The following is a 21771-nucleotide window of genomic DNA, read 5'->3' on the forward strand; positions in this document are numbered from 1 at the left end:
AATGTCAGAAAAGATTTTAGTTGTATTTCCACATCCAGATGATGAAGCATTCGGATTGTCAGGCACATTAGCTAAGTTTGTAGCCGAAGGTGCGCAGGTAACTTATGCATGCTTGACGCTAGGGGAAATGGGACGTGCCTTAGGCAACCCACCTATTGCCAATCGAGAGTCATTGCCGCTTATCCGCAAGGAAGAGCTAATCGCATCCTGCCAAGCGATCGGTATTCAAGATCTTCGCATGCTTGGTTTTATGGATAAAACGGTTGAATTTGAGCCTAAGGAAGTGGTAGACGCAGCCATTCGCAGCATCTACGAGGAAGTAAAGCCGACGTTAGTATTTACATTCTTTCCAGGCTACAGCGTGCATCCGGATCATGATGCAACAGGCGCATCAGTCATTCGCGTGCTGCAGGAGCTTCCTGCTGAAGAGAGACCAAAGGTACTGTGCATCGGATTTTCTCACAATATGGTTCAAGACAACGGCGAGCCGGATGTATCGATTGATATAACAAATTATCTCGTCCAAAAAAGAAATGCCATAGCTGCGCATCAATCTCAATTTCAAATTAGTGAAATGTTCGGTAATGAAGACATTCATTCTGAAGAGGTTAAGCAACGCTTCGGAAAAGAAAAATTTTGGACGTATTCATTTCAATAGGTTTTAGTAAAGAGGAGCATGCTCAGGCTTGCTCCTCTTCTTTGAGGAGTGCTGCATTCATGAAACAAATTAATGGAGGGAAGTATGGGGACACCAGTAACGATTCGAGCTTATAAATATGGAGAACGCCTTCATTACGAATGGCCAGCTGAAGTGATCAAGCAAACGGATGATTACGTGATGGTATTATGCAGGGCAGGCCGAACATTTACGCATCATACAAAAGGAAAAACCTTTACGATGCCCTATCCATCGATTGAGATATTCTATTTCAACCAATGGTATACTGTAGCGATTACGTTTCAGAGTGCTGATCGTTTGATGTATTACTGTAACATCGCTCAGCCCTCGCTATTGGAAGATCAAGTGCTTTCCTTTGTAGATCTTGACTTGGACTATATTAAAGAGCCGGATGAGTCGTGGAAGGTCGTAGACGAGGAAGAGTTTATTGCTCATCAGCAGCAATTTGGCTATTCTCCACAATTAGTGGCTCGTGCAGAACAAGCGCTTGAAGAACTGAAGCAACTAATTGAAGAAGAGCGGTTTCCGTTTAATGGAGAGATCAATGCATCGCTTTTAGAAAGCGTGCTTAAGAACTGAGTAAAAAGGAGATGATCACTATGAAAACTGAGAAAGAAAAAATGTTAAGTCAAGAATATTACATATGTTGGGACGAGGAGCTAACCGAAGAAAGAGAAAGAGCGAAAGATTTATTATTTGAATTTAATAAGTTGAAACCATCGGAACGCAAAGAAAGAAACCAAATTATAAAAAAGTTGTTTCATACGGTAGGAGAAAATGCGTGGATTGAATCACCTTTTAACTGTGATTATGGCTATAACATTAAAGTTGGAGATAATTTCTATGCGAACACCAACTGTACTATTTTGGATTGTGCAAAGGTTACGATTGGAAACAATGTGTTGATTGGTCCTAATGTTAGTTTATATACACCCAACCATGCTATAGATGCAGATGAGCGTAAGGCTGGCTACGAGAGATCATTGCCTATTACTATAGGAGATAATGTATGGATTGGTGGTTCTGTTACGATTGTTCCAGGAGTGACAATTGGTGACAATGCTATTATTGGTGCAGGAAGTGTTGTAACTAAAGATATACCTGCAAAAGTGATTGCAGCAGGTGTACCATGCAGAGTGATGAGGCCTATAACTGAAAAGGATAATAAAGGACTGAGAATATAAAATAATAGATTGTTGATTAAGGATGAATTTGGAACCTCTTGAACCTAACGTAAAATGGCTCGACTTGTAAGTGAATATAGTCAAAGGTTAACGCGGACTGACCATTTGGAATAATGAAACCGCAATGAGATAACATAGAGATAGTGAGTATCGTAAAAGTCGATTGGATTTATCTTACCCTGCAAGTTACGATAGTACATAACAATAACTGTAATTACAAAGGATTACTAGAAAATAATCAATTTTTTTGTAAATAACCTCTAGAATAACACATCTATTCCTTCTACAGCTGCTAGCACGGATAATGTATTTGATTTATATAAAATTCGAAAACGCAAAACCGATCAGACTATTGTCTGATCGGTTTTGTTTATTTTTAGTTTAATTTTTAGTAATCAATAACCACTCAACAAACTTTACAACAGAAGTAATTATAAATAATAGAATTTACGAAGAACCTTAAATAAAAAATAAGCAACTACGATCACTATGAATATAAGAAAGACGGGATGATTTAAGAAAAACTCAATCATAATTTATCACCTCGTCTTCATAGAATCCATTTTCTTCACTACTTGTTATAAAGACAAAGTATAGTACATTCCCCTTATCTTAAAAAATATTTTGGTCATATAATCTACGATACACTTGTCTTCAAACTGCCTAGGGCCAGTCTACAACTTTGTTTTACAGTATAATACTTAAATTTCAATAAAACATGAATTACAGCAAAAGGTTACAAAAAATATAACTATAAGTGAATAATATAGGAATTTATACAAATAATTCTTGTGTTTGATTAATTTATATGATAATTTATAGAAGTATTTTCAAAAAAATGGAAGGAGTTAAATGTTTTATTAAATTTACAAAAAAATGGAGGAAATTTAATGAAAATGATAATCAGGAAAATATTGGTATCTAGCTTGATCGCAACAACACTTGTTTCAGGAAGTTCTCTTGTAAGCGCAGGTTCATTTTATTCTGAGGAAGAGAAGCAAGATTGGCGTGAATCTTATGAGCTATCTAAACGGAATAACTTTATTGAAAAAAATGATATAATTGACGAGGTTCATTCTAAGGGAATAATTAGACCTTATGCAGATTTGCCTGGGACAGGTTCTCTGGATGTGAAGACGGTTACATATGCTTGGTATGGTGCACCAATAGTTCAAGATGAAAAAACGGGAAAGTTTGATCTAATAAAAGATATTACAGTAACAATCTTGGGAACACTAACTACTTCTGTTAGAGCATTGATTTTATCGATTTTTGACATAACATTATCTAATATTGATGTTCAACAATCTGCAAAAGCAGAAACAAAGATTTCTTATAATTTCCCTACCAAACAAGGACTTGTGTATTACAATAACAAATGGAATCTTCATTTTGAGAGCACAAATCGAAATACTTACAAGCATTATTCTGGTTACTATCATGATACTAATAAGAATGTCCGCCAGGCACAAAAAGATTTCGTTCCTGCTACAGGATATTCTGCAATAAGAGTGGAGGCTGCACCTAATTATTACAACCACTCTTACATTATGAATCAAGCTTACTTGAACTATTTACAGGATAAGAAATACTCCGACGAAGATTGGATGGATTAGTTTTAAATAATAAGAGACCTGCTTAAATGCAGGTCTCAATATTAGAATGGAGAGTCAACGATGAAAAAACAAATAATTACCACGCTCATTTTAATATTACTTTTAATTCCTGTGGGATGTTCAAACGATGAACATTCAGATGCTAAAGCAACGTATGTTTCTGAAGCTAGCGATTTAATAAATTTTATGAAAAATGATCCTTATGAAAACAATCCGAATAATTACTCCTTAATAAATACTTCCAAACTATTAATTGAAGAAGATGCAGTACGGTTAGAGTATGAGATTTTTATACAAGATCCAAAAGTAATTATGAAGGAAGTAATAATGTCCTTCCATTTAGCAGATGATATGATGAATTATTTGAATGCAAATAACGTTTTTCACACAAACACAGATTATGACAATTCTTTTGACATTACTCCTGCTGGTGAAGTAGAAGGTGCAAGTTTATCTAGAGCCTTTGTATTAGAACCAACAAAAATTGACGATAAAATACTAAGTATATATGAGACAATATACATTAAAATTTCTTATACTGTAGATAGTGAACGGATTGAAGATTACTTTAAAATGAAAATATCGCCTTCTCCAGAACTTGAGGCATACTTAATAAATTGATAACTCTATTGTAACTGTATGAATATTAACAACAATGATTAGGATTTTCTTTTCTTAAAGCATATATTTTATAGTACTTGATAGTAACTGAGCCAATTCGAACTATTTGAATTGGTTCTCTTTTTGAAAAATATGCATAGCTACGTAATAAGGTATATTTACACTATACAGATATGAACAGGGGCAGAACGGAAGATCGTCTTCAGAGATATCGAACGGATGAAAGCCATTAAAAAAGAGTCTTTGATGTTGCTTCATGATTGAGAAAGGGACAAGCACCACTATCAACTTATCGTTACTGCCATCTCGATTCGACACTAATGTTATCGGCAATGATCTCTGTAACGAATACTTTTTTCAACTCGTTGTTCTCGTAGTTCCAAACTCGTATACGACCTTCAACTACAGTTAAATGACCTTTATATAAAAAAATTACACATGTCTCAGCTAACTGTCTCCATGTAACAACTGGAATAAAATCGATTCTCACTCTCCATCTAAAAAACGACCGATCTATAACTTTAGTGAACTGAGTCACTTCTAAACGGCTTGGAATAGGTGAACCTATGTTATCACCAGCCTTTCCCTCCTTAGTAAAGTGCGTGCGATTTACACCGCACACGGCACGCCATCGCAACAAATTCCAATGTATTACAGTTTCAACTCAAGAGTTATCAGCATCTGAGCGACAATTACAATTAACTACACTATTAAATCTCTAATTTCACCTGTTTATTGAGTTTCGCTCTGTAACTCTCGACTTACTTATTAACTTGTGTCTGTGTGCAACAAATCTTTTGATTTTATGAAATAATTAACATTCAATTAAATATTGCTAAGTCAAAAAAATAAGGGCTGACTCGGCGTTAGGTTCATTAACGACGGGTCAGCCCAATTTCATTGTGACATATTCTTAGAATTAGATTAACTTTCTGCTTCAACCGGCCTTACCATTTCTTCCTCCATCGCTTCCTTGCTGTGCAGCTTCTTCAGATCATCCTGGACACTGATCGGAGCTAGCGGCGAACCGTAGCGATGAGCAGAGCGTATAATCAAATGACCTGCAAGTGGCGCCGTGAAGAAAACGAACACGATACCAAGCAGTAGACGAATACTGGATACGCCGTGTGTAAATAAGAAGTAAATAAAGCCCCCAAGTAATATCGAAAGTATCCCTAGCGTGGCACTTTTCGTTGAAGCGTGCGCACGATTGTAAACGTCAGGCAGACGAAGGAGACCTAGAGAGCTGATTAAGCTCATTGCAGTGCCAACGAGAACAAGTAGAGCGACGATCCACTCAATCATTGCGTTTCCGTCCAATAACGACACCCCTTTCCATATAGCGGCTTAGGGCAATAGTGCTCAGAAATGCCAATATACCAATTAATAATATCGTTTCTAAATATGCGTGTGAATCCAGCTGTATTGATAATACAGCAACAATCCCAATGACAATATAACCAATAGAATCTAGTGCTAAGATACGGTCATGTACAGTAGGACCTTTAATAATTCGATACAATGTGAGGAGAAGTGAGACCGTAAGCAAAAACATAGCTATCAGCATAATTGTGTCAAACATTATCTCATCACCTCGATTATCGCTTTTTCAAATCTCTTTTTCGTTTTCATGATGTTGTTATTAAAATCGTCAGCATCCATAGCGTGAATAAAAAGTACTCGTGCCTTTTGGTCGATTTCCATAACGACAGAACCTGGCGTTAAAGTGATCAGCGTAACAAGCAGGGAAATTTCGAGATCGGACTCGAGCACCGTAGTTGTACGAAAGATCCCTGGCTTGATTTTAATTTTCGGTCTCATAATTTCTTTTATTACGGTAATGCTTGATTTGAATAGCTCTATGATGAACAAGAGCAGCAGCTTAATCACTGCAATCGCCTTTTTTCCGTAGAAAGGTACCGGGAAAAAACGCCTCATCGAGGATATAATGGCGAAGCCAATCACATAGCCCACAGTAAAGCTTACTACATCCCAGTTCTCATTGAGCAGCATCCAAGTAATCGCAATTAACAGGTTAATTAAAATCTGTGTTGTCATAGATTTACACTTCCCTTTTACTTAGGTTGAATCAAGGACTTATTGCTTGAGAACAGCCTCGATATATAGGTTTGGATTGACCATGACCTCGGTAGCTTGAGTAACGTATGTATTCACCCATTCGGCGCCAAGACCCATTGCAACAATACAAACAACTAATATCGTCCCTGGAAGCAGTGCGTGCTTACCTGTGGAGTATTCCTGCCCTTCGCTCATCAAGGTTTCACCCCAGAAGCTGTGAATAAATATTTTCAGAATAGAATAAAGCACCATTAAGCTAGTGATTAAGCCGATAATGGATACAGCCAGCTCGCCAGCAGCAATTGCACCTTGCAATATCATGACCTTGCCAATAAAGCCGCTTAACGGTGGAACGCCTGCAAGCGCGAGCATACCGATAAAGAAGAGCCATCCGAGCAGTGGACGAAATAAGATAAGTCCACTAAATTCCTTCAGCTTGTCTGTGCCGAATATATTGATGATTGCTCCACCTGTAATAAAGATCAGCGCTTTAGACAGCATATCATGAATTAAGTAGTAGAAAGAACCGCTTAAGGATTGCTCCGTACCAACCGCAACCCCGAATAAGATGAAGCCGACAGAGATAATGACATTATAGGATAGAATCTTTTTGATCTCCCAATGCGATACTGCCCCCAATGCCCCCAATATCATCGTGAGCGCCGCCATCCATAGCATTACCGTATGCGTAATTTCTGGCTTGTGATAGAACAGCAGCGTGAATGTACGGATGATGGTATACACTCCGACCTTCGTAAGCAATGCGGCAAACAATGCAGCAATAGGCGGAGGTGGTGCACTATATGAGCCTGGTAGCCAGAAGAACAGTAAGAGTCCTGATTTCAATCCGAATACCGTCAAATATAAAAAGCTGATGGCAGTCAGTAAACCATCTTGACCAGCTAAAGCGATTCGTTCGGACAGATGCGCCAGATTGAGCGTACCGGTCGCAGCATACAGATAAGCGGTAGCAATAACGAAAAGCGTTGAAGCTATGATATTAATGATGACATACTTCATGGACTCGCGCAGCTGAATTTTTCTACCGCCCAAGGCAATGAGTACATAGGATGAGATGAGCATTACCTCAAAAAATACAAAGAGGTTAAAAATATCTCCTGTTAAAAAGCTGCCGTTGACTCCAGTTAGCAAGACAAGAATCATCGGATATACAAAGTGCTTCTTATGGCCGGTATCTATCGATTGAAAGCCATAAAGCAAGCACATGAGTGTTACAAAGCTCGCTACAGCAACTAAGACGACAGCAAGCATATCCCCTACGAGAACGATACCGAATGGTGCAGACCAACCGCCTAATTCGAGTACTAGAATTTGTTCAGTCGATACATAGTAAACGGTAAAGAGTGAGACGCCAATCGTTGCGAGAAGACTGAGCACGGTAAGCCACTGCTGCAGCTTAATGCGATCGCGGAAAAATACGAGCACCATAGCCATCAGCAATGGGATAATGATCGGGTAAATTAGTAAATTACTCATGCGACTCTCCTCTCAGCTTTTTCATGTTGTCTGTTCCCAGCTCAATATACGTGCGGTAGCCGAGAACGAGCAGCAGTGCTGTAAGTGCAAAGCTGATAACAATGGATGTTAAGATTAGCGCTTGTGGAATGGGATCAGTATAAGCATCGGCATGCTCACCAAGCAGCGGAGCAGCTCCTCGCTTTAGACCGTTAATGGCCATAAGCATCATGTGCGTAGCGTGACTGAATAATGTAATACCAAGGACAATGCGCAAAAAGTTCTTATTCAATATGAGATAAGTAGCTATCGTAAAAAGGATGCCAGATAATATAATCATAAACGTTTCCATTAGATGTCATCCTCACTTATGCTTGTAATAATCGTCATCGTAGTACCTACAACACACATATATACCCCGAGGTCAAATATCATTGCGGTTGTAAGCTCAGTATTCCCTAGGAAAGGGAGCTCGACGTATTTGAATGTTTGTGAAAGAAAAGGCACACCTAACACAAGAGATCCCACACCAGTCAATACAGATACTAACACACCGGTTGCAGCAAGCTTCTTATAATCTACAGGGAAGACCTCCTGAACGGTCTGCAGATCGAAAGCAATATAAAGCAGAACTAGAGCAGAGGCCGTTATTAGACCTCCGATAAACCCTCCACCCGGATTATTGTGACCCGCAAACAGTACATATATGGAGAACGTCATGATGATAAAAACTAAAATTTTTGTAGCTGTTTGTAAATATACATCGGTGAACTTCATGTCTAATCATTCCTTCCTGCATAGCGTAGCTTAATATACGTATAGATTCCAATACCTGCAGAGAAGAGAACGACAATCTCCAGCATTGTATCAAAGGCACGGAAATCAACAAGAATTGCATTGACGATATTTTTAGCGCCAGCTAGTTCGTAGGAATTTGAAAAGTATTCAGCAATCGGCTCGAATACACGATAGCCGTAAGCAGATAATCCTAACAATGTAAGTGTTAAGCCCACACCAATTGCGATGATGGCATTCGTCAGCTTGAATCGGATCGACTCTACACTTGCCTTCATTTTTGGCAGGAAGTAGAAGCATAATAGGAACAATGCAGTCGAGATTGTTTCAACGACAAGCTGGGTTAGTGCCAGATCCGGTGCTCGGAAAATAACAAAGAATAGTGATATCGTAAAGCCAATTACGCCAATGCCCATAATAGACATTAAGCGCGAAGTTGAGAACAGAACAAAGACTGCTGCGATGACGGTTGCGATACCAAGCATAAGCTCATACCATTCAATCGGCGAATCCTGAGACGTATCTAGAACAAAGGAGCCGGTACCGATGAGCGTGGCTAACGCCGCAATAATAAGGAATGAAAAGATATAGCTTAAATAATGAGTAGTTGAACCAGTCATATATGATTTTGTAATGCGCGTTGCCGTCTTCTCCATTCCTTCAATCGCTTTATCGTAAAGTGTAAATAAGTTTAGGTGTCTTGGAATTAAGTCGAAAACCGGAGTTTTCCACTTTTCATACGTAAGGTAAAGCCATGTTCCAAGCAATATAATACCAATCGTCATCACAAGCTCGAGATTAAAACCATGCCAAGCACTAATATGGACATGCCAGTCAGGATTCTCTATAAATAAAGGTGCCACAGGCGCCATTTCCTTCACGGTTGGTTCGATAATTGACGTATCAACAAGCCCTGGGAAGAAAAATAATGCGATTGCAAGTATAGAAAGTACTGCAGGCGATATTAACATTCCAAAAGGCGGCTCATGTGGTTTCTTATCTAATAAATCTTCATGATAGGTGCCCGTGAACGATTTGAAAATAATGATCATACAGTAGATAAAGGTGAAAATACTAGCTATCCATGCAATGATCGGAATGATCGTAATCCACGCATTTGAATGCTCTGCAAGCGATAGTACGCCTGTAAAGAACATCTCCTTACTAATAAACCCACCAAACGGCGGTAGACCGGCCATCGAGAATGCACCAATCATCGTAAATGTAAACGATATCGGCATCAGATGCATAATGCCACCCAATTTACGAATATCTCGAGTACCTGTCTCATGGTCAAGGATACCTACCATCATGAATAAACTTCCCTTAAACACAGAGTGATTGATTAAGTGGAAAATGGCAGCAACGAAAGCAGCGATGAAATACTCGCTATAAGGAGCATAGTTGCTATTCATCGACAGCGATCCGACACCTAACAAGCTCATAATTAAGCCTAGCTGGCTAATTGTGGAATATGCAAGCAGTGCCTTTAAGTCATATTGCTTCAATGCGTTGAATGAGCCCATCGCTAGAGTAACGATACCGACGATAATTATCGTCCATGACCACTCTAAAAACGCGCCGAAGATCGGTGTAAGCCTAGCTACAAGATAAACTCCAGCCTTGACCATTGTTGCCGAATGCAGGTAAGCACTAATTGGTGTAGGTGCTTCCATCGCATCAGGCAGCCAAATATGAAACGGAAACTGGGCTGACTTCGTAAATGCTCCTAACAGAATGAAAAACATTGCTGGAATAAACAGAGCATGTGTTGTAACGGCATCACCCATAGCAATGATCTCGCGAATGCTAAACGTTCCAGATGCTGCGTATAGAATGATGAAGCCGAGCAGCATAGAAAAACCACCGGTCATCGTAATATATAATGATTTTTGAGCACCGTATCTAGATCTCTTACGCTGGTACCAATATGCAATAAGTAAGAAGGATGAAACGCTTGTCAATTCCCAGAAGCTGTATAGTAGCAAAAGATTATCAGATAACACCGAGCCGAGCATTGCTCCCATAAAGAGCATTAAGTAGGCATAGAAATGATTGAGTCGCTCACGATCCTTCGACAAATAAAAGATCGAATACAGTACGACAAGTGTGCCAATCCCCGTAATGAGTAATGCGAATAGCAAGGAAAGACTGTCTAAATAAAGGGTTAAACCTAACCCAATGGAAGGAATCCATGGGACAGTTACAGTGATCGGATCAATCGCCTTGTTAATTGAAAAATATTGCATAAAGTATACAAACAAGGTGACCGGCACTACTAGAGCTATCCAGCCAGTATGTATAGCTCGTGTATATTTGTATAATAATGGTATTATTACAACAAATATAAAGGGCAGTAAAATCGCAAGATGTAAGGTCGACAAATAACTTCCTCCTTCATTAATTTCTATTTATTATACAATAACTTCATTGACAAGAGCACCCTAGTTATGTAGGCTAAAACTAATATTAAGTTGAGGTGAATAAATACCATGAAGACTACAGGTGTGAATGAATGCATACTGGTCTGTGTTTATTATGGACCAAACGGCGAACGACTTATTCGAAGAGGCGGTAAGCTCGCAGCTATGTTAGAATGCCCGCTATATGTGCTTACGGTTGACTCTCAACCTGAGGATGAGTGGAACATCGAAAAGATTCATTATATTGCAGCCTGGAAAAAGCTAGCTCACGAGCATGGCGCCGAATTTATCATCAAGTATAATGAAAAACGTCCAGTTGCAAAGGTTATTGGCGAAGTAGCCGCAGATAAGAAAATCACTCAGGTCGTACTCGGGCAAACAGCACAAAATCGTTGGGAAGAGATTACGAAAGGCTCTTTCATTAATGTATTGCTAAATGAAATTCCATATGTAGATCTCCATATTATTTCTGTCTCACGTGATATTAAAAATGTTGATGGTTTTTACGAAAAAGGAATTCGTGCATATCTTCTTAAAGCTGATGAAGGCTACAAACTTTGCTTTAATCATACCCAGCATGCCATATATGAAGGTATTTTCTATAAGGAAGTAGGAACGGACTTCAACAACGGACTTTTCAAATTTTTGAAGGATGAAGATATGATTGAAGTAAAAATAAAGGATGATTACGTAAAAGACATCAATCAGCATGTCAATATATAAATGCATAGCTACAGCATCGACATACAAAAGTCGCATCGTATTGTAATACGTTTGCGGCTTTTTTTCGTTTCATTTTTTTAAGGAAGCATAGGATAGTGACGTCATGGATACGATATTAAATGACTACAGCACATTGACAAAATTAGAGTGAATTCGACAAAGTTTACAAAGGTCAGGCTAAATAAAAAGTTTTAAAAGGTAATTGTCATCAACTTGAAGCTATGATAGTATTGTGTCAATGGAATCGTTTTCGGTACCGTTTCCGATAACCTTTCCGGACAACGCTTTCACAATATTTATTCATTTTAGAGGGGGATTTTTTAGAATGAAAAAGTTTAACAGAGTACTAAGTCTGTTGCTTGTCGCTTCACTAGTTTTTATTGCAGCTTGCGGCAACAACAACGATAAGAATGGTGGCAGCACATCTTCAGGAGGCGCTGAGTCGATCTATTTCTTAAACTTTAAGCCTGAAATTGCAACAGTCTATGAGCAAATTGCCAAGGATTACGAAGCAGAAACAGGTGTTAAAGTTAAAGTGGTAACTGCAGCAGCAGGAACATATGAAACACGCTTGAAATCCGAAATGGCTAAATCTGAAGCTCCAACGATTTTCCAAATCAACGGTCCAATCGGCTACAATGCTTGGAAGGACTACACACTAGATCTTAAAGATACGAAGCTGTACAGCTATCTCTCTGACCCAAGCCTAGCGGTAACTGATGGTGATGGCGTTTATGGTATTCCTTACGTAGTTGAAGGCTACGGTATTATCTACAACAACGCGATAATGGAAAATTACTTCGCTCTTCCAAACAAAGCGACAGGCGTTAGTTCAATGGAGGAAGTTAATAATTTCGATACATTGAAAGCGGTTGTTGAAGATATGCAAGCAAATGCTGATGCGCTTGGCATTAAAGGTGTATTCGCTTCTACTTCTTTAAGTGCTGGCGAGCAATGGAGATGGCAAACGCATTTAGCGAACATTCCTTTATTCTATGAGTTCAACGATATCGGCGGCTATGACAGCACAGTGCTTGCTGGTCTAGAAGCAGATGAAATTAAGTTTACGTATGGCAACAACTTCAAAAACATTTTTGATCTATACATCAACAACTCTACAGTAAAACCAACACTATTAGGTTCAAAATCTGTTGCTGACTCCATGGCTGAGTTTGCACTTGGTCAAGCAGCGATGGTACAAAACGGTAACTGGGCTTGGAATCAAATCGCTGAAGTGGGCGGTAACGTAGTGAATCAAGAGGATATTAAATTCCTGCCAATTTACACAGGTGTAGCTGGCGAAGAAACGCAAGGTCTTGCTATTGGAACAGAGAACTACTTAGCAATCAATAGCAAAGCATCGGAAGCGAAACAACAAGCATCAGTTGCATTCCTAGAGTGGCTGTTCAGCAGTGACAAAGGTAAAGCATATGTAACGAATGATCTTGGCTTCATCGCACCATTCAATACGTTCACAGATGAAGAAAAACCAGCAGATCCACTTGCAGCAGAAGTTATGGAATGGATGAACAAGGACACAACAGCTGTAGTTTGGACATTTGCAGCATTCCCAAGTGAAGACTTTAAGAATGACTTTGGTGACGCATTGCTTGAATACGCTCAAGGTTCTAAAACTTGGGAAGAGGTATCAGCAGTTGTCGTAGAGTCGTGGAAAAACGAAAAAGCGAAGTAGTTTATGCGCGTAATGAAGCATATGTCACTATTCGGTTTACCGCATAGTGACATATGTCTTTACACGCCATAACAGAACAGGAGACAAAGCTATGCAGAAGATGATTAAAAAATATTTTGCCCTCTTTGCATTGCCGACATTAATTGCATTTACAGTAGCTTTCGTCGTGCCATTTGTTCTAGGCATATATTTATCCTTTACTGAATTTACAACAGTAACCGATGCAAGATGGGTAGGTCTAGACAACTATGTGAAGGCGTTCAAGGATCCAGATTTCTTGAAAGCATTATGGTTTACAGCGAAGTTTACCGTTGTTTCTGTCGTGTCAATTAACGTGCTTGCATTTTTACTAGCGTTATTATTAACGAAGAAAGTATTAGGGACGAATGTGTTCCGTACAATCTTTTTTATGCCTAACCTAATTGGTGGTATCGTACTAGGTTATATCTGGCAGTTGATTATTAACGGGATTCTTTATCAATTCGACGTTACCCTTACTTCCGATCCGAAGTATGGATTCTGGGGACTAGTTGTACTCATGAACTGGCAGCTGATTGGTTACATGATGATCATTTATATTGCAGGGATTCAAAACGTGCCGAAGGAGCAGCTTGAAGCAGCAAAAATTGATGGAGCGACGAGTGGAACGATTCTTCGTAAAATTATTTTGCCGCTTGTTATGCCATCGATTACGATTTGCTTGTTCTTAACGATATCTAATTCCTTTAAGCTATTTGACCAGAACCTTGCATTAACTGCAGGTGCCCCTTCAAAACAAACGACAATGCTTGCTCTAGATATATTTAACACATTCTACAGCAAGGCTGGATTTGAAGGTGTAGGTCAAGCAAAAGCGGTCATGTTCTTTATTATGGTAGCACTAATTGTTGTTATTCAGCTTGGCATTACAAGAAGAAGGGAGATTGAAAACTAATGGTGGATGATACACAAAAAAATAGACCGTTTCTATTTTTAGTCCTTTTAGTATTGGCAGTTGCCTTTCTATCTCCAATATTAATTGTTTTAATGAACTCCTTTAAAGGTAAGTTTTTTATTAACGATGCGCCGTTCAAGCTCCCAACAGGTGATATTTACGTTGGTCTAGAAAACTATACAAGCGGCATTCAAAAAATAGGGTTCTTCTCTGCCTTTGGGATGTCCTTGTTTATTACAGTGCTGTCCGTAGCAGCGATTGTATTTTTCACATCGATGACAGGCTGGTTTTTAACTCGAGTGAAAACGAAATGGTCGAGTGCGCTATTTTTCATGTTTGTGTTCTCAATGGTCGTACCGTTCCAAATGGTTATGTTTACGATGACAAAAACAGCGAATGTCCTTGGATTAGATAATCCAGTTGGCATTCTGCTTATATATCTCGGCTTCGGTTCAGGTCTATCTGTATTCTTGTTCAGTGGCTTCGTGAAGTCGATTCCGCTTGAGATTGAGGAAGCGGTTATGATTGATGGCGGCGGCCCAATCGAGATGTTCTTTAGAGTTATTTTACCGATTCTAAAGCCTATCGCTATAACGGTAGCTATTCTTAACGTAATGTGGGTTTGGAATGACTATCTACTGCCATATCTCGTAATTGGTACAGAGTATCAAACCATTCCAATCGCTGTTCAATATTTGAAGGGTGGATATGGTTCGATAGATATGGGGGCTATGATGGCGATGCTCGTGCTTGCGATTATCCCGATCATCATATTCTATCTCATTTGCCAAAAGTACATTATCGAAGGTGTTGTAGCAGGTGCTGTAAAAGGATAAGGCTTACCTATTGGCGAATAAAGTAGTAAGTGTTATGTTATACACTAAGTTGTGTATCTTAGCATCGAAAAAAGCTTAGAAGGAAGAGTGCATATGGCTTCTCTTACTATTATTGATATTGCCAAAATTTGTGGAGTAGGCGTTACGACTGTCTCGCGTGCCATTAATAATCATCCTGATATCAGTGAAGAGACGAAGGCAATGATTATGAAGGTTGTAAAGGAAAACAATTACGTTCCGAACAATAACGCGAGAAATTTAAAACGAACAGCCTCTAAGACGATTGCTGTACTAATCAAAGGGATAAACAACCCCTTCTTTATTCGAATGATTGATTTGTTCGAGAAAGGTATTCAACAAAAAAAATATTCTTTCATTCTACATCGTGTCTATGAGCACCAAGATGAGATTGATGTAGCGAATGAGCTCATAAAAGAAAAAAAGCTAAAGGGAATTATCTTTCTTGGCGGATACTTGTCTCACTCAAAGGAAAAGCTTGAAAAGCTCACGGTGCCTTATGTTCTATGTACGGTTGGGCTATCGTCAGAGTTCGATAACTACAATTATTCCTATGTTTCTATAGACGATTATGCTGAAAGCTATAAGATGGTCGATTATTTGTGCAAGCAAGGACATCAACGGATTGCAATTATCTCAGCATCTATGCGTGATCGCAGTATAGGTCAGCTTCGTTATTTGGGATATAAGCAGGCGCTAGAGGATCACGGCATTGCTTTAGATGAGCAGCTTATTCGTCCAATGAAGTCACATTTGGAAAGCTATTCGATGGAAAACGGCTATGCTGTAACGAAGGAAATGATTGATGAAGGTATTGATTTTTCAGCAATTTATGCAATTTCTGATTCCATGGCGATTGGCGCTAGCAAAGCGCTGCTTGAAGCAGGTATAAGTATACCTGAGCAATGTGCTGTAGCTGGCTTCGATGGTCTGGACATGGCATATTATTACCATCCCTCCATTACAACGATTGAACAACCTATTGCCGAAATGGCTGAAGAAGCAATAAAAATCATTTTTGATCTTATTCATAAAAAGGTTACTCATGTTCAAAAAAAGTTTCCAGCGGAGCTTAAAGAGCGGTCTTCAACAGCAATAAGAAAAAAATAAACTTAAATATAAAATAGGGCTGTCCCTAAGGTCATACTTCAATGATCAAGGGATAGCCTTTTTTTGTGTTCCTAGCAATATTTTTGTTTTATGGTCAATTTCCTAATATAAAAAAAACAATTTGACGATATAGTAAGAGGAAATTATTTTAGATATAAATAAAAGGAGCGGCATCAAGTGAAACTAAAGCTATCATTTAAGCTCATTGCCACATTAATTAGCATTTTTCTCATCACAAATGTTATATTAATGACCATTATGATGATGCAAATGGAAAAGGCAGGATATGAGAAAGCCAGTTTGGAAGCAGTCGAAGCCAGTAAAGGCTACACAGCATCATTTCAAAGCTTTATAGATCAACAAGCAGGTTCATTGACCACATTATCCAGTACAATTACTGAGCTGCAAAATATGGGTAATGTAACACGTGAGGATATCATTGCTCTCGTTGAAAATTATATGCAAGGAAACGAGTCTGTTTTCTATGTCAATATAGCATTTGAGCCGAATGCTTTTGATAACAAGGACGATGAATATCAATATACACAGCTCTATAAGAATGAACAGGACCCTGGACGATTTGCGATCAGCATTATCCAGTCTGGAAAAGGCTCAATACGTTCGCCTCTAACCAATTTGCAGGAAGGTGACTTGGCACAATTTTACGTGAAAACAAAAGAGCGTGGCGAGTTAACTAGACTTGATCCTGTTAACTATGGAACAAGCAGCAGCCCGTTACTTTATACTTCTATTAATGCGCCAGTCTATAATAAGAACAATGAGATCATTGGTGTCATTGGCTACATGATATCGCTTAGTGCATTACAGGAAAGTGCGATGGAATATACAACAGATAATAGCAGTGTCGCTTTGCTTTCACAGAATGGCTATTACGCTGCGAATGGTAGTAATCCAGAGCTACTGGGACAAAGAGTAGATACCGCTCAATTAGGCGATAATTTAGAAAAATTATTAAATGGCGAAACGATCGAAATTGAAAACAAAGACACCCTTCAACACTTTATTTCATTGCCGTTTATTAATGAAGAGGATACATGGTATGTTGAAATTGTCACATCTAAAGATTATGTTCTAGGTGATGTATTTCAAGCTCGAACAATATCGATGATTGTTTCTGGAATTACGGTTATCGTATTTATAGTAAGCAGCATATTACTTGTTCGTTTCTTAGTACTTAAACCACTAAATAAGCTGAATGGTAGTCTACAGCAAATGGCAAATGGTGATTTGACGCAACGTCTTGATATACGCTCTAAGGACGAATTCGGCGAGATGGCCAATAATTTTAATCATATGGGCAACCAATTGAGCGACATGTTCCGTCATGTCACTGACCTTAGTCTTAATGTCAGTGCAACGTCACAGCAAATGTCCGCTAGCTCACAGCAGACGGCAAAAGCCTCTGAAAACATTGCACAAGCAATCGAGCACGTAGCATCTGGCGCAGAAGCACAACATAATCAGTCGTTGACAACGTCAGCAGAGATGAAGGAAATGGCTACTGGAATTGAGCGTATTGCAGAGTCCTCCCAGGTGGCAGCACAATCATCACAAATTGCTGAGGAGAATACGGTCGTTGGGCAACAGAAAATGCAGCAAACGGTGGATCAAATGATCGAACTGCAGCAATCTGTCGAGAATTCCAATGAGGCGGTTACTGCGCTTACTGCAAAATCTAATGAGATCAAGCAAATTACAGATCTAATTGCAAAGGTTAGCCAGCAGACAAATCTATTAGCACTTAATGCGGCAATCGAGGCATCGCGTGTCGGTGAGCATGGCAAAGGCTTTGCCGTAGTAGCTTCTGAAATTCGTAATCTTGCTGATCAAACAAAGCAAGCAAACGAAGGAATTGCAGCGTTAATTGAAGAGGTATATAACGACACGCTAACAGCTTCTGCAGCAATGGAAAATGGTACGAAGCAAATGGCGCTAGGTATTGCTTCTGTGCATGAGGCAGGTCAAATATTCTCTGTCATCAATGCAGAGGTGCAGCGTGTGAATGAGCAAATCTCTGAAGTGTCCGCAGCAGCGGAGGAGCTGCATGCTGGCTCGATTGATGTAGCTGCAACCGTTGAGCAGTTTGCAGGTAATGCTAATGGCACGATGAATGTGGCAGCTGAGGTTGCTGCAGCATCAGAGGAACAGCTCGCTTCTATGCAGGAAGTAGCAACCTCCTCCGAATCACTGTCGGTAATGGTTCAAGAGCTGATGGAGCGCATCGCTCGCTTTAAAATCTAACAAGCACATACCTTATCATCAGGGACCAATAAAAAAGAAGCACTGCTAATGGCGCTTGCTATAGCTAGAGCGAGAGGCTCTGAAAGTCAATTAAGACGACTTTCAGAGTCTCTCTTTTTTAGTTATTGGCTATTAGGTTGAAGTATATATTAAGCGTTATAATGGGGCTTTATCCAATTTTTGCAACATTAATTAGTTTGAACTCGTTATATAGACGGCAAGGAATTTGAGCACACCTTTATCCAATAGTTAAATATATTTTTAAATTGGGTCTATTTGCTATGGCGGATACAATCAGCAAACTTCAGCATCCTATGTATGCTAGAAAAAAGGGGGCTTGGAATGAAACATAAAAAATCATTATGTGTTATTTTTCTATTGATTATTACTTTATTAGCGGCGTGTACTTCTGATACATCAATGGGTCAATCGGAGAAAAAACAGATGGTGGAACATGTGAAGACAGTTGAAGAGAATGAATATGATCTCATCTACTTTAACAAATCATATGAACAATATCATAATGATATAAACGAAATTGTAAGTGAGGATTACATGGCATCAATCGGCGAAGAGACCGTATTCGGTTATGATAATGCAACTTACACTCGAGATGATATGGTGAATATGCCGCAAGAGGAGTACGACAAACACAAAGAACATATGCTTAATATTATTCGTGGATTGGGTATGGATAAGCTTATTACAACAATTCGTATATCGGATGTGTATGAAGGAAATCAGTCCAATCAAGTTAACATATACACATTTGAAAATAAAGAGTTGAATGATCAACCGTTCACCGCAATAGCTAAGAAGTATTCGTTGGAGAAGCGTAGTGGAACATGGCTTATTACCGAAGTGGAGTACGATAAATATACTTATGGAAGCGAGCAGACAGCAGAGGAAAAAGAAAAAGGAATTAAGGAGCTTCTTTATCAAACACATGATGGTAAGGTAGTTGAGTACCCGACAGTAATCGTGCTGTCTGGAGTAGGAAAATAACGAAGTCAATCGACCTGAACTGGAGCTATAATTGTTAGATATCTAACAATTATAGCTCCAGTTTGTTATGGTTATCAGTTATTTAAAACAAAAAAAAAAGAGCCCTCTTGGACTCTTAACGTTTTTAGATGGCGGAGCTGACGAGATTCGAACTCGCGGTCTCCTGCGTGACAGGCAGGCATGTTAGGCCTCTACACCACAGCTCCGTATTTCTTATCTTTGAAAGACAAGAAATAATATACCATGAATGAATAGATAATAGCAAGACATTTTCTAGTAATCTATTATTTTTTTATTAATCTATTGATGAAGTGCCTTCAGCTCTGCCGTTAAAAGCGGTACAACCTCGAACAAATCACCGACAATACCATAATCCGCAATCGAGAAGATTGGTGCATCTGGATCTTTATTAATGGCAACGATGGTACGTGACTGGCTCATGCCTGCCAAGTGCTGGATTGCTCCACTTATGCCGCAAGCGATGTAAAGCTGCGGAGTAACGACCTTACCCGTTTGCCCGATCTGTAAACTGTAATCGCAATACCCTGCATCACAAGCAGCACGTGAGGCACCTACAGCCCCCCCGAGCTCATCTGCAAGAGCTTGCAGCAGCTTGAAGCCGTCACTGCCCCTCACACCGCGACCACCTGCCACAACGATCTCTGCCTCTGTAAGATCAATGCTGCTGCTCATTCGCTGCACCACATTTTTGACGATGGAAGGCAGCGGAGTAGCCGCTTCCTCAGTAATAAATATTGGCTCGACATTTGCTTGCTCTACGTCATCAGCTACAGATGCAGGAGCAAAGTTGTTAGGGCGAATCGTTAATAGATGTGGTGATGTCCCATGAAACGTACGAGTTTCAAATGCCTTACCAGCATAGATCGGTCGAGTAAATTGCAGCTGACCCTCAAACTCCTCCATCGAAATAATATCAGCAATATAACCAGCTTTCAGCTCGGCTGCAAGACGTGGTGCAAGCTCGCGTCCATAGGCGGTATGTCCCGCAATAATATACTGCGGCTTCAGCTCCTTAATGATAGATAATATCGGTGGTAAAGAGGTAAGAGCCTGAATGGGCTGATGTGCTTCCCCAGACGCTACATAAACGTGATGAGCTCCGTGTCTTGCCAGCTCCTTGGAGGCTAGCTCCAGATCAGCCTTATTACTGCCTGCTAAGAAGCAAGCGATATCACCTGATCGTTCATGAAGTAAAGCGGCTGCGACTCCAAGAGCTTCTAGTGTTACGCGTCGCAGTGTACTGCCCTTTAATTCAGCGATGATGAGAATGGATGTGCCCATATTAGTTACCTCCTCGTTGAATAATATTAGCTTCAATCAAGGAATGCAGCAGCTGCTTCGTCTGCTGCGAGCCATCGCCAGATAACCGCTTGCCGGCACTGCGCGGCGAAGGAGGGAACAAAGCGGTTCGTACCGTAAGGCTTGAGCTTAAGTCGTCCTGATTAACCTCAGCTAACAGCTCTGATGGATAGCGTTCAATAATGGCTTTCTTTTTCGCCTTCATAATACCAGGAAGTGATGGATAGCGCGGGTCATTAAGCCCTTGCTGAGCGGTGACGACGGCAGGTAGAGGGATAACGACTGTCTCCACATCTCCTTCGACATCACGGTCAACGAGGGCCAGTGTACCGCTCCATGGTGCGTCCTCGATAAGAAGCTCTTCTGCGGTTCCCAAGCGAAGCTTAACTGCAGCTGAAGCATGAGGGAGCTGCAGCAGCTGAGCAACCTGAAGTGCAACGCTTCCGCTTCCAGAATCAACAGCAAACAGACCAGCTAGAATCAGATCTGGTTTCAGCGGTTTAATGACCTCAGCAAGCAGCGCTGCAATACGGTAGCTATGATCCCCATGCTCAGCATCACAGATCATAATGGCCTGATCAATGCCAAGGGCAAGCCCCGTACGCAGAGCAACGCTGCTGCGTTCTGGACCAACCGTAATGGCAATCACTTCTGCACCATTTTGCTCCTTGATGCGAAGTGCTTCCTCTAACGCATATTCATCATAAGGATTGATGACAAATTTGGCGCCATGCTCCTCAATCATGCCATTCGTAATTTCCACCTTCTCTTCCGTATCAAACGTTTGCTTCATAAGTACGATGATTTTCATACTAGAGCAGCTCCCTTCAATAAATGTACATTCAAAGAGCTCGGCCTTCACTGCCGAGACATCTATAGCAAGACGTACGATGGGCTAGTGCTACCATATGACAGCATGATTTAAATTAGACCGCTTTTCCTTACGCATGATCGCTCATATAAGCTCATATAAATGAAGCAGAGCTCGCACGATGAG

The 21771-nt window shown here is 40.0% G+C and carries 22 protein-coding genes and 1 tRNA gene; 12 read left to right on the plus strand and 11 right to left on the minus strand.

Translation table 11 applies throughout. From position 1 onward, the window contains the following. The first annotated feature begins 1 nt into the window (after nucleotide 1). From bshB2 to M3180_RS12610, 5 genes are all read left to right on the plus strand, one after another. Nucleotides 2–658 (plus strand): bacillithiol biosynthesis deacetylase BshB2, encoded by a 657-nt coding sequence (bshB2, locus tag M3180_RS12590; RefSeq protein WP_251667958.1) that lies wholly within the window; start codon nucleotides 2–4, stop codon nucleotides 656–658. Nucleotides 659–742: 84 nt separating this feature from the next. Beyond that, nucleotides 743–1258 carry a DUF402 domain-containing protein gene (locus M3180_RS12595; protein ID WP_251667959.1) on the plus strand — a complete coding sequence of 172 codons (516 nt, stop codon included), beginning with the start codon at nucleotides 743–745 and terminating at the stop codon, nucleotides 1256–1258. Nucleotides 1259–1278: 20 nt separating this feature from the next. Next, complete coding sequence (locus M3180_RS12600) at nucleotides 1279–1863, plus strand: sugar O-acetyltransferase (RefSeq protein WP_251667961.1); 585 nt, start codon at nucleotides 1279–1281, stop codon at nucleotides 1861–1863. Between the two features lie 890 nt (nucleotides 1864–2753). Next, nucleotides 2754–3479: a hypothetical protein gene (locus M3180_RS12605; protein ID WP_251667963.1), complete on the plus strand. Its 726-nt coding sequence runs from the start codon at nucleotides 2754–2756 to the stop codon at nucleotides 3477–3479. Nucleotides 3480–3539: 60 nt separating this feature from the next. Then, entirely contained in the window at nucleotides 3540–4100 is a 561-nt protein-coding gene (locus M3180_RS12610) for a hypothetical protein (protein ID WP_251667965.1), read from the plus strand. 295 nt (nucleotides 4101–4395) lie between these two features. Here the strand turns inward: M3180_RS12610 and M3180_RS12615 are convergent, their stop codons facing one another. The 8 genes from M3180_RS12615 to M3180_RS12650 form a co-directional block, all read right to left on the minus strand. Then, entirely contained in the window at nucleotides 4396–4722 is a 327-nt protein-coding gene (locus M3180_RS12615) for a single-stranded DNA-binding protein (protein ID WP_340838738.1), read from the minus strand. Between the two features lie 302 nt (nucleotides 4723–5024). Next, entirely contained in the window at nucleotides 5025–5420 is a 396-nt protein-coding gene (gene mnhG / locus M3180_RS12620; RefSeq protein WP_251667967.1) for a monovalent cation/H(+) antiporter subunit G, read from the minus strand. After that, a complete protein-coding gene (locus M3180_RS12625; RefSeq protein ID WP_251667969.1) occupies nucleotides 5398–5682 on the minus strand; it encodes a Na(+)/H(+) antiporter subunit F1 in 285 nt (94 codons plus the stop codon). Before M3180_RS12625 ends, mnhG begins: the two co-directional genes overlap by 23 nt. Beyond that, on the minus strand, nucleotides 5682–6158 hold the full coding sequence (locus M3180_RS12630) for a Na+/H+ antiporter subunit E (protein WP_251667976.1): 477 nt from the start codon (nucleotides 6156–6158) through the stop codon (nucleotides 5682–5684). The genes M3180_RS12625 and M3180_RS12630 overlap by 1 nt, the downstream gene beginning before the upstream one ends. 39 nt (nucleotides 6159–6197) lie before the next feature. Next, a complete protein-coding gene (locus M3180_RS12635; protein ID WP_251667978.1) occupies nucleotides 6198–7676 on the minus strand; it encodes a Na+/H+ antiporter subunit D in 1479 nt (492 codons plus the stop codon). After that, a complete protein-coding gene (locus M3180_RS12640; protein ID WP_251667980.1) occupies nucleotides 7669–8007 on the minus strand; it encodes a Na(+)/H(+) antiporter subunit C in 339 nt (112 codons plus the stop codon). The genes M3180_RS12635 and M3180_RS12640 overlap by 8 nt, the downstream gene beginning before the upstream one ends. After that, nucleotides 8007–8432, minus strand: a complete 426-nt coding sequence (locus M3180_RS12645) for a monovalent cation/H+ antiporter subunit B (RefSeq protein WP_251667982.1) — start codon at nucleotides 8430–8432, stop codon at nucleotides 8007–8009. The genes M3180_RS12640 and M3180_RS12645 overlap by 1 nt, the downstream gene beginning before the upstream one ends. 2 nt (nucleotides 8433–8434) lie before the next feature. Continuing rightward, complete coding sequence (locus M3180_RS12650; protein WP_251667984.1) at nucleotides 8435–10834, minus strand: Na+/H+ antiporter subunit A; 2400 nt, start codon at nucleotides 10832–10834, stop codon at nucleotides 8435–8437. A 108-nt stretch (nucleotides 10835–10942) separates the two neighbouring features. Here M3180_RS12650 and M3180_RS12655 point away from each other — a divergent pair, with 108 nt between their 5' ends. The 7 genes from M3180_RS12655 (at nucleotide 10943) to M3180_RS12685 (ending at nucleotide 19454) form a co-directional block, all read left to right on the plus strand. After that, nucleotides 10943–11596, plus strand: coding sequence for an adenine nucleotide alpha hydrolase family protein (locus M3180_RS12655; RefSeq protein ID WP_251667986.1), 654 nt, complete (start codon nucleotides 10943–10945; stop codon nucleotides 11594–11596). A gap of 325 nt (nucleotides 11597–11921) precedes the next feature. Beyond that, nucleotides 11922–13289, plus strand: coding sequence for an ABC transporter substrate-binding protein (locus M3180_RS12660; protein WP_251667988.1), 1368 nt, complete (start codon nucleotides 11922–11924; stop codon nucleotides 13287–13289). Nucleotides 13290–13380: 91 nt separating this feature from the next. Then, complete coding sequence (locus tag M3180_RS12665) at nucleotides 13381–14223, plus strand: carbohydrate ABC transporter permease (protein WP_251667990.1); 843 nt, start codon at nucleotides 13381–13383, stop codon at nucleotides 14221–14223. Further along, nucleotides 14223–15059 carry a carbohydrate ABC transporter permease gene (locus tag M3180_RS12670; protein ID WP_251667992.1) on the plus strand — a complete coding sequence of 279 codons (837 nt, stop codon included), beginning with the start codon at nucleotides 14223–14225 and terminating at the stop codon, nucleotides 15057–15059. Before M3180_RS12665 ends, M3180_RS12670 begins: the two co-directional genes overlap by 1 nt. 93 nt (nucleotides 15060–15152) lie before the next feature. After that, nucleotides 15153–16187 (plus strand): LacI family DNA-binding transcriptional regulator, encoded by a 1035-nt coding sequence (locus M3180_RS12675; RefSeq protein ID WP_251667994.1) that lies wholly within the window; start codon nucleotides 15153–15155, stop codon nucleotides 16185–16187. A 177-nt stretch (nucleotides 16188–16364) separates the two neighbouring features. Continuing rightward, entirely contained in the window at nucleotides 16365–18449 is a 2085-nt protein-coding gene (locus M3180_RS22915) for a methyl-accepting chemotaxis protein (protein ID WP_251667997.1), read from the plus strand. A 342-nt stretch (nucleotides 18450–18791) separates the two neighbouring features. Continuing rightward, on the plus strand, nucleotides 18792–19454 hold the full coding sequence (locus tag M3180_RS12685) for a hypothetical protein (protein WP_251667999.1): 663 nt from the start codon (nucleotides 18792–18794) through the stop codon (nucleotides 19452–19454). A gap of 129 nt (nucleotides 19455–19583) precedes the next feature. Here the strand turns inward: M3180_RS12685 and M3180_RS12690 are convergent. From M3180_RS12690 to M3180_RS12700, 3 genes are all read right to left on the minus strand, one after another. Then, nucleotides 19584–19660 (minus strand) — tRNA-Asp (locus tag M3180_RS12690). 94 nt (nucleotides 19661–19754) lie between these two features. Beyond that, on the minus strand, nucleotides 19755–20756 hold the full coding sequence (locus tag M3180_RS12695; RefSeq protein ID WP_251668000.1) for an electron transfer flavoprotein subunit alpha/FixB family protein: 1002 nt from the start codon (nucleotides 20754–20756) through the stop codon (nucleotides 19755–19757). Between the two features lies 1 nt (nucleotide 20757). Then, complete coding sequence (locus M3180_RS12700) at nucleotides 20758–21585, minus strand: electron transfer flavoprotein subunit beta/FixA family protein (protein ID WP_251668002.1); 828 nt, start codon at nucleotides 21583–21585, stop codon at nucleotides 20758–20760. Between the last annotated feature and the right edge of the window lie 186 nt (nucleotides 21586–21771).

The organism is Paenibacillus camelliae (assembly GCF_023715345.1).
Classification (GTDB): domain Bacteria; phylum Bacillota; class Bacilli; order Paenibacillales; family Paenibacillaceae; genus Pristimantibacillus; species Pristimantibacillus camelliae.

Coding starts and splice junctions, on each gene's coding strand:
- M3180_RS12610 (WP_251667965.1), top strand. CDS start 3,540: ATGAAAAAACAAATAATTACCACGCTCATTTTAATATTACTTTTAATT.
- M3180_RS12605 (WP_251667963.1), top strand. CDS start 2,754: ATGAAAATGATAATCAGGAAAATATTGGTATCTAGCTTGATCGCAACA.
- M3180_RS12595 (WP_251667959.1), top strand. CDS start 743: ATGGGGACACCAGTAACGATTCGAGCTTATAAATATGGAGAACGCCTT.
- bshB2 (WP_251667958.1), top strand. CDS start 2: ATGTCAGAAAAGATTTTAGTTGTATTTCCACATCCAGATGATGAAGCA.
- M3180_RS12645 (WP_251667982.1), bottom strand. CDS start 8,432: ATGAAGTTCACCGATGTATATTTACAAACAGCTACAAAAATTTTAGTT.
- M3180_RS12660 (WP_251667988.1), top strand. CDS start 11,922: ATGAAAAAGTTTAACAGAGTACTAAGTCTGTTGCTTGTCGCTTCACTA.
- M3180_RS12640 (WP_251667980.1), bottom strand. CDS start 8,007: ATGGAAACGTTTATGATTATATTATCTGGCATCCTTTTTACGATAGCT.
- M3180_RS12635 (WP_251667978.1), bottom strand. CDS start 7,676: ATGAGTAATTTACTAATTTACCCGATCATTATCCCATTGCTGATGGCT.
- M3180_RS12685 (WP_251667999.1), top strand. CDS start 18,792: ATGAAACATAAAAAATCATTATGTGTTATTTTTCTATTGATTATTACT.
- M3180_RS12630 (WP_251667976.1), bottom strand. CDS start 6,158: ATGACAACACAGATTTTAATTAACCTGTTAATTGCGATTACTTGGATG.
- M3180_RS12600 (WP_251667961.1), top strand. CDS start 1,279: ATGAAAACTGAGAAAGAAAAAATGTTAAGTCAAGAATATTACATATGT.
- M3180_RS12625 (WP_251667969.1), bottom strand. CDS start 5,682: ATGTTTGACACAATTATGCTGATAGCTATGTTTTTGCTTACGGTCTCA.
- M3180_RS12670 (WP_251667992.1), top strand. CDS start 14,223: ATGGTGGATGATACACAAAAAAATAGACCGTTTCTATTTTTAGTCCTT.
- M3180_RS12700 (WP_251668002.1), bottom strand. CDS start 21,585: ATGAAAATCATCGTACTTATGAAGCAAACGTTTGATACGGAAGAGAAG.
- M3180_RS12675 (WP_251667994.1), top strand. CDS start 15,153: ATGGCTTCTCTTACTATTATTGATATTGCCAAAATTTGTGGAGTAGGC.
- M3180_RS12695 (WP_251668000.1), bottom strand. CDS start 20,756: ATGGGCACATCCATTCTCATCATCGCTGAATTAAAGGGCAGTACACTG.
- M3180_RS12665 (WP_251667990.1), top strand. CDS start 13,381: ATGCAGAAGATGATTAAAAAATATTTTGCCCTCTTTGCATTGCCGACA.
- M3180_RS12655 (WP_251667986.1), top strand. CDS start 10,943: ATGAAGACTACAGGTGTGAATGAATGCATACTGGTCTGTGTTTATTAT.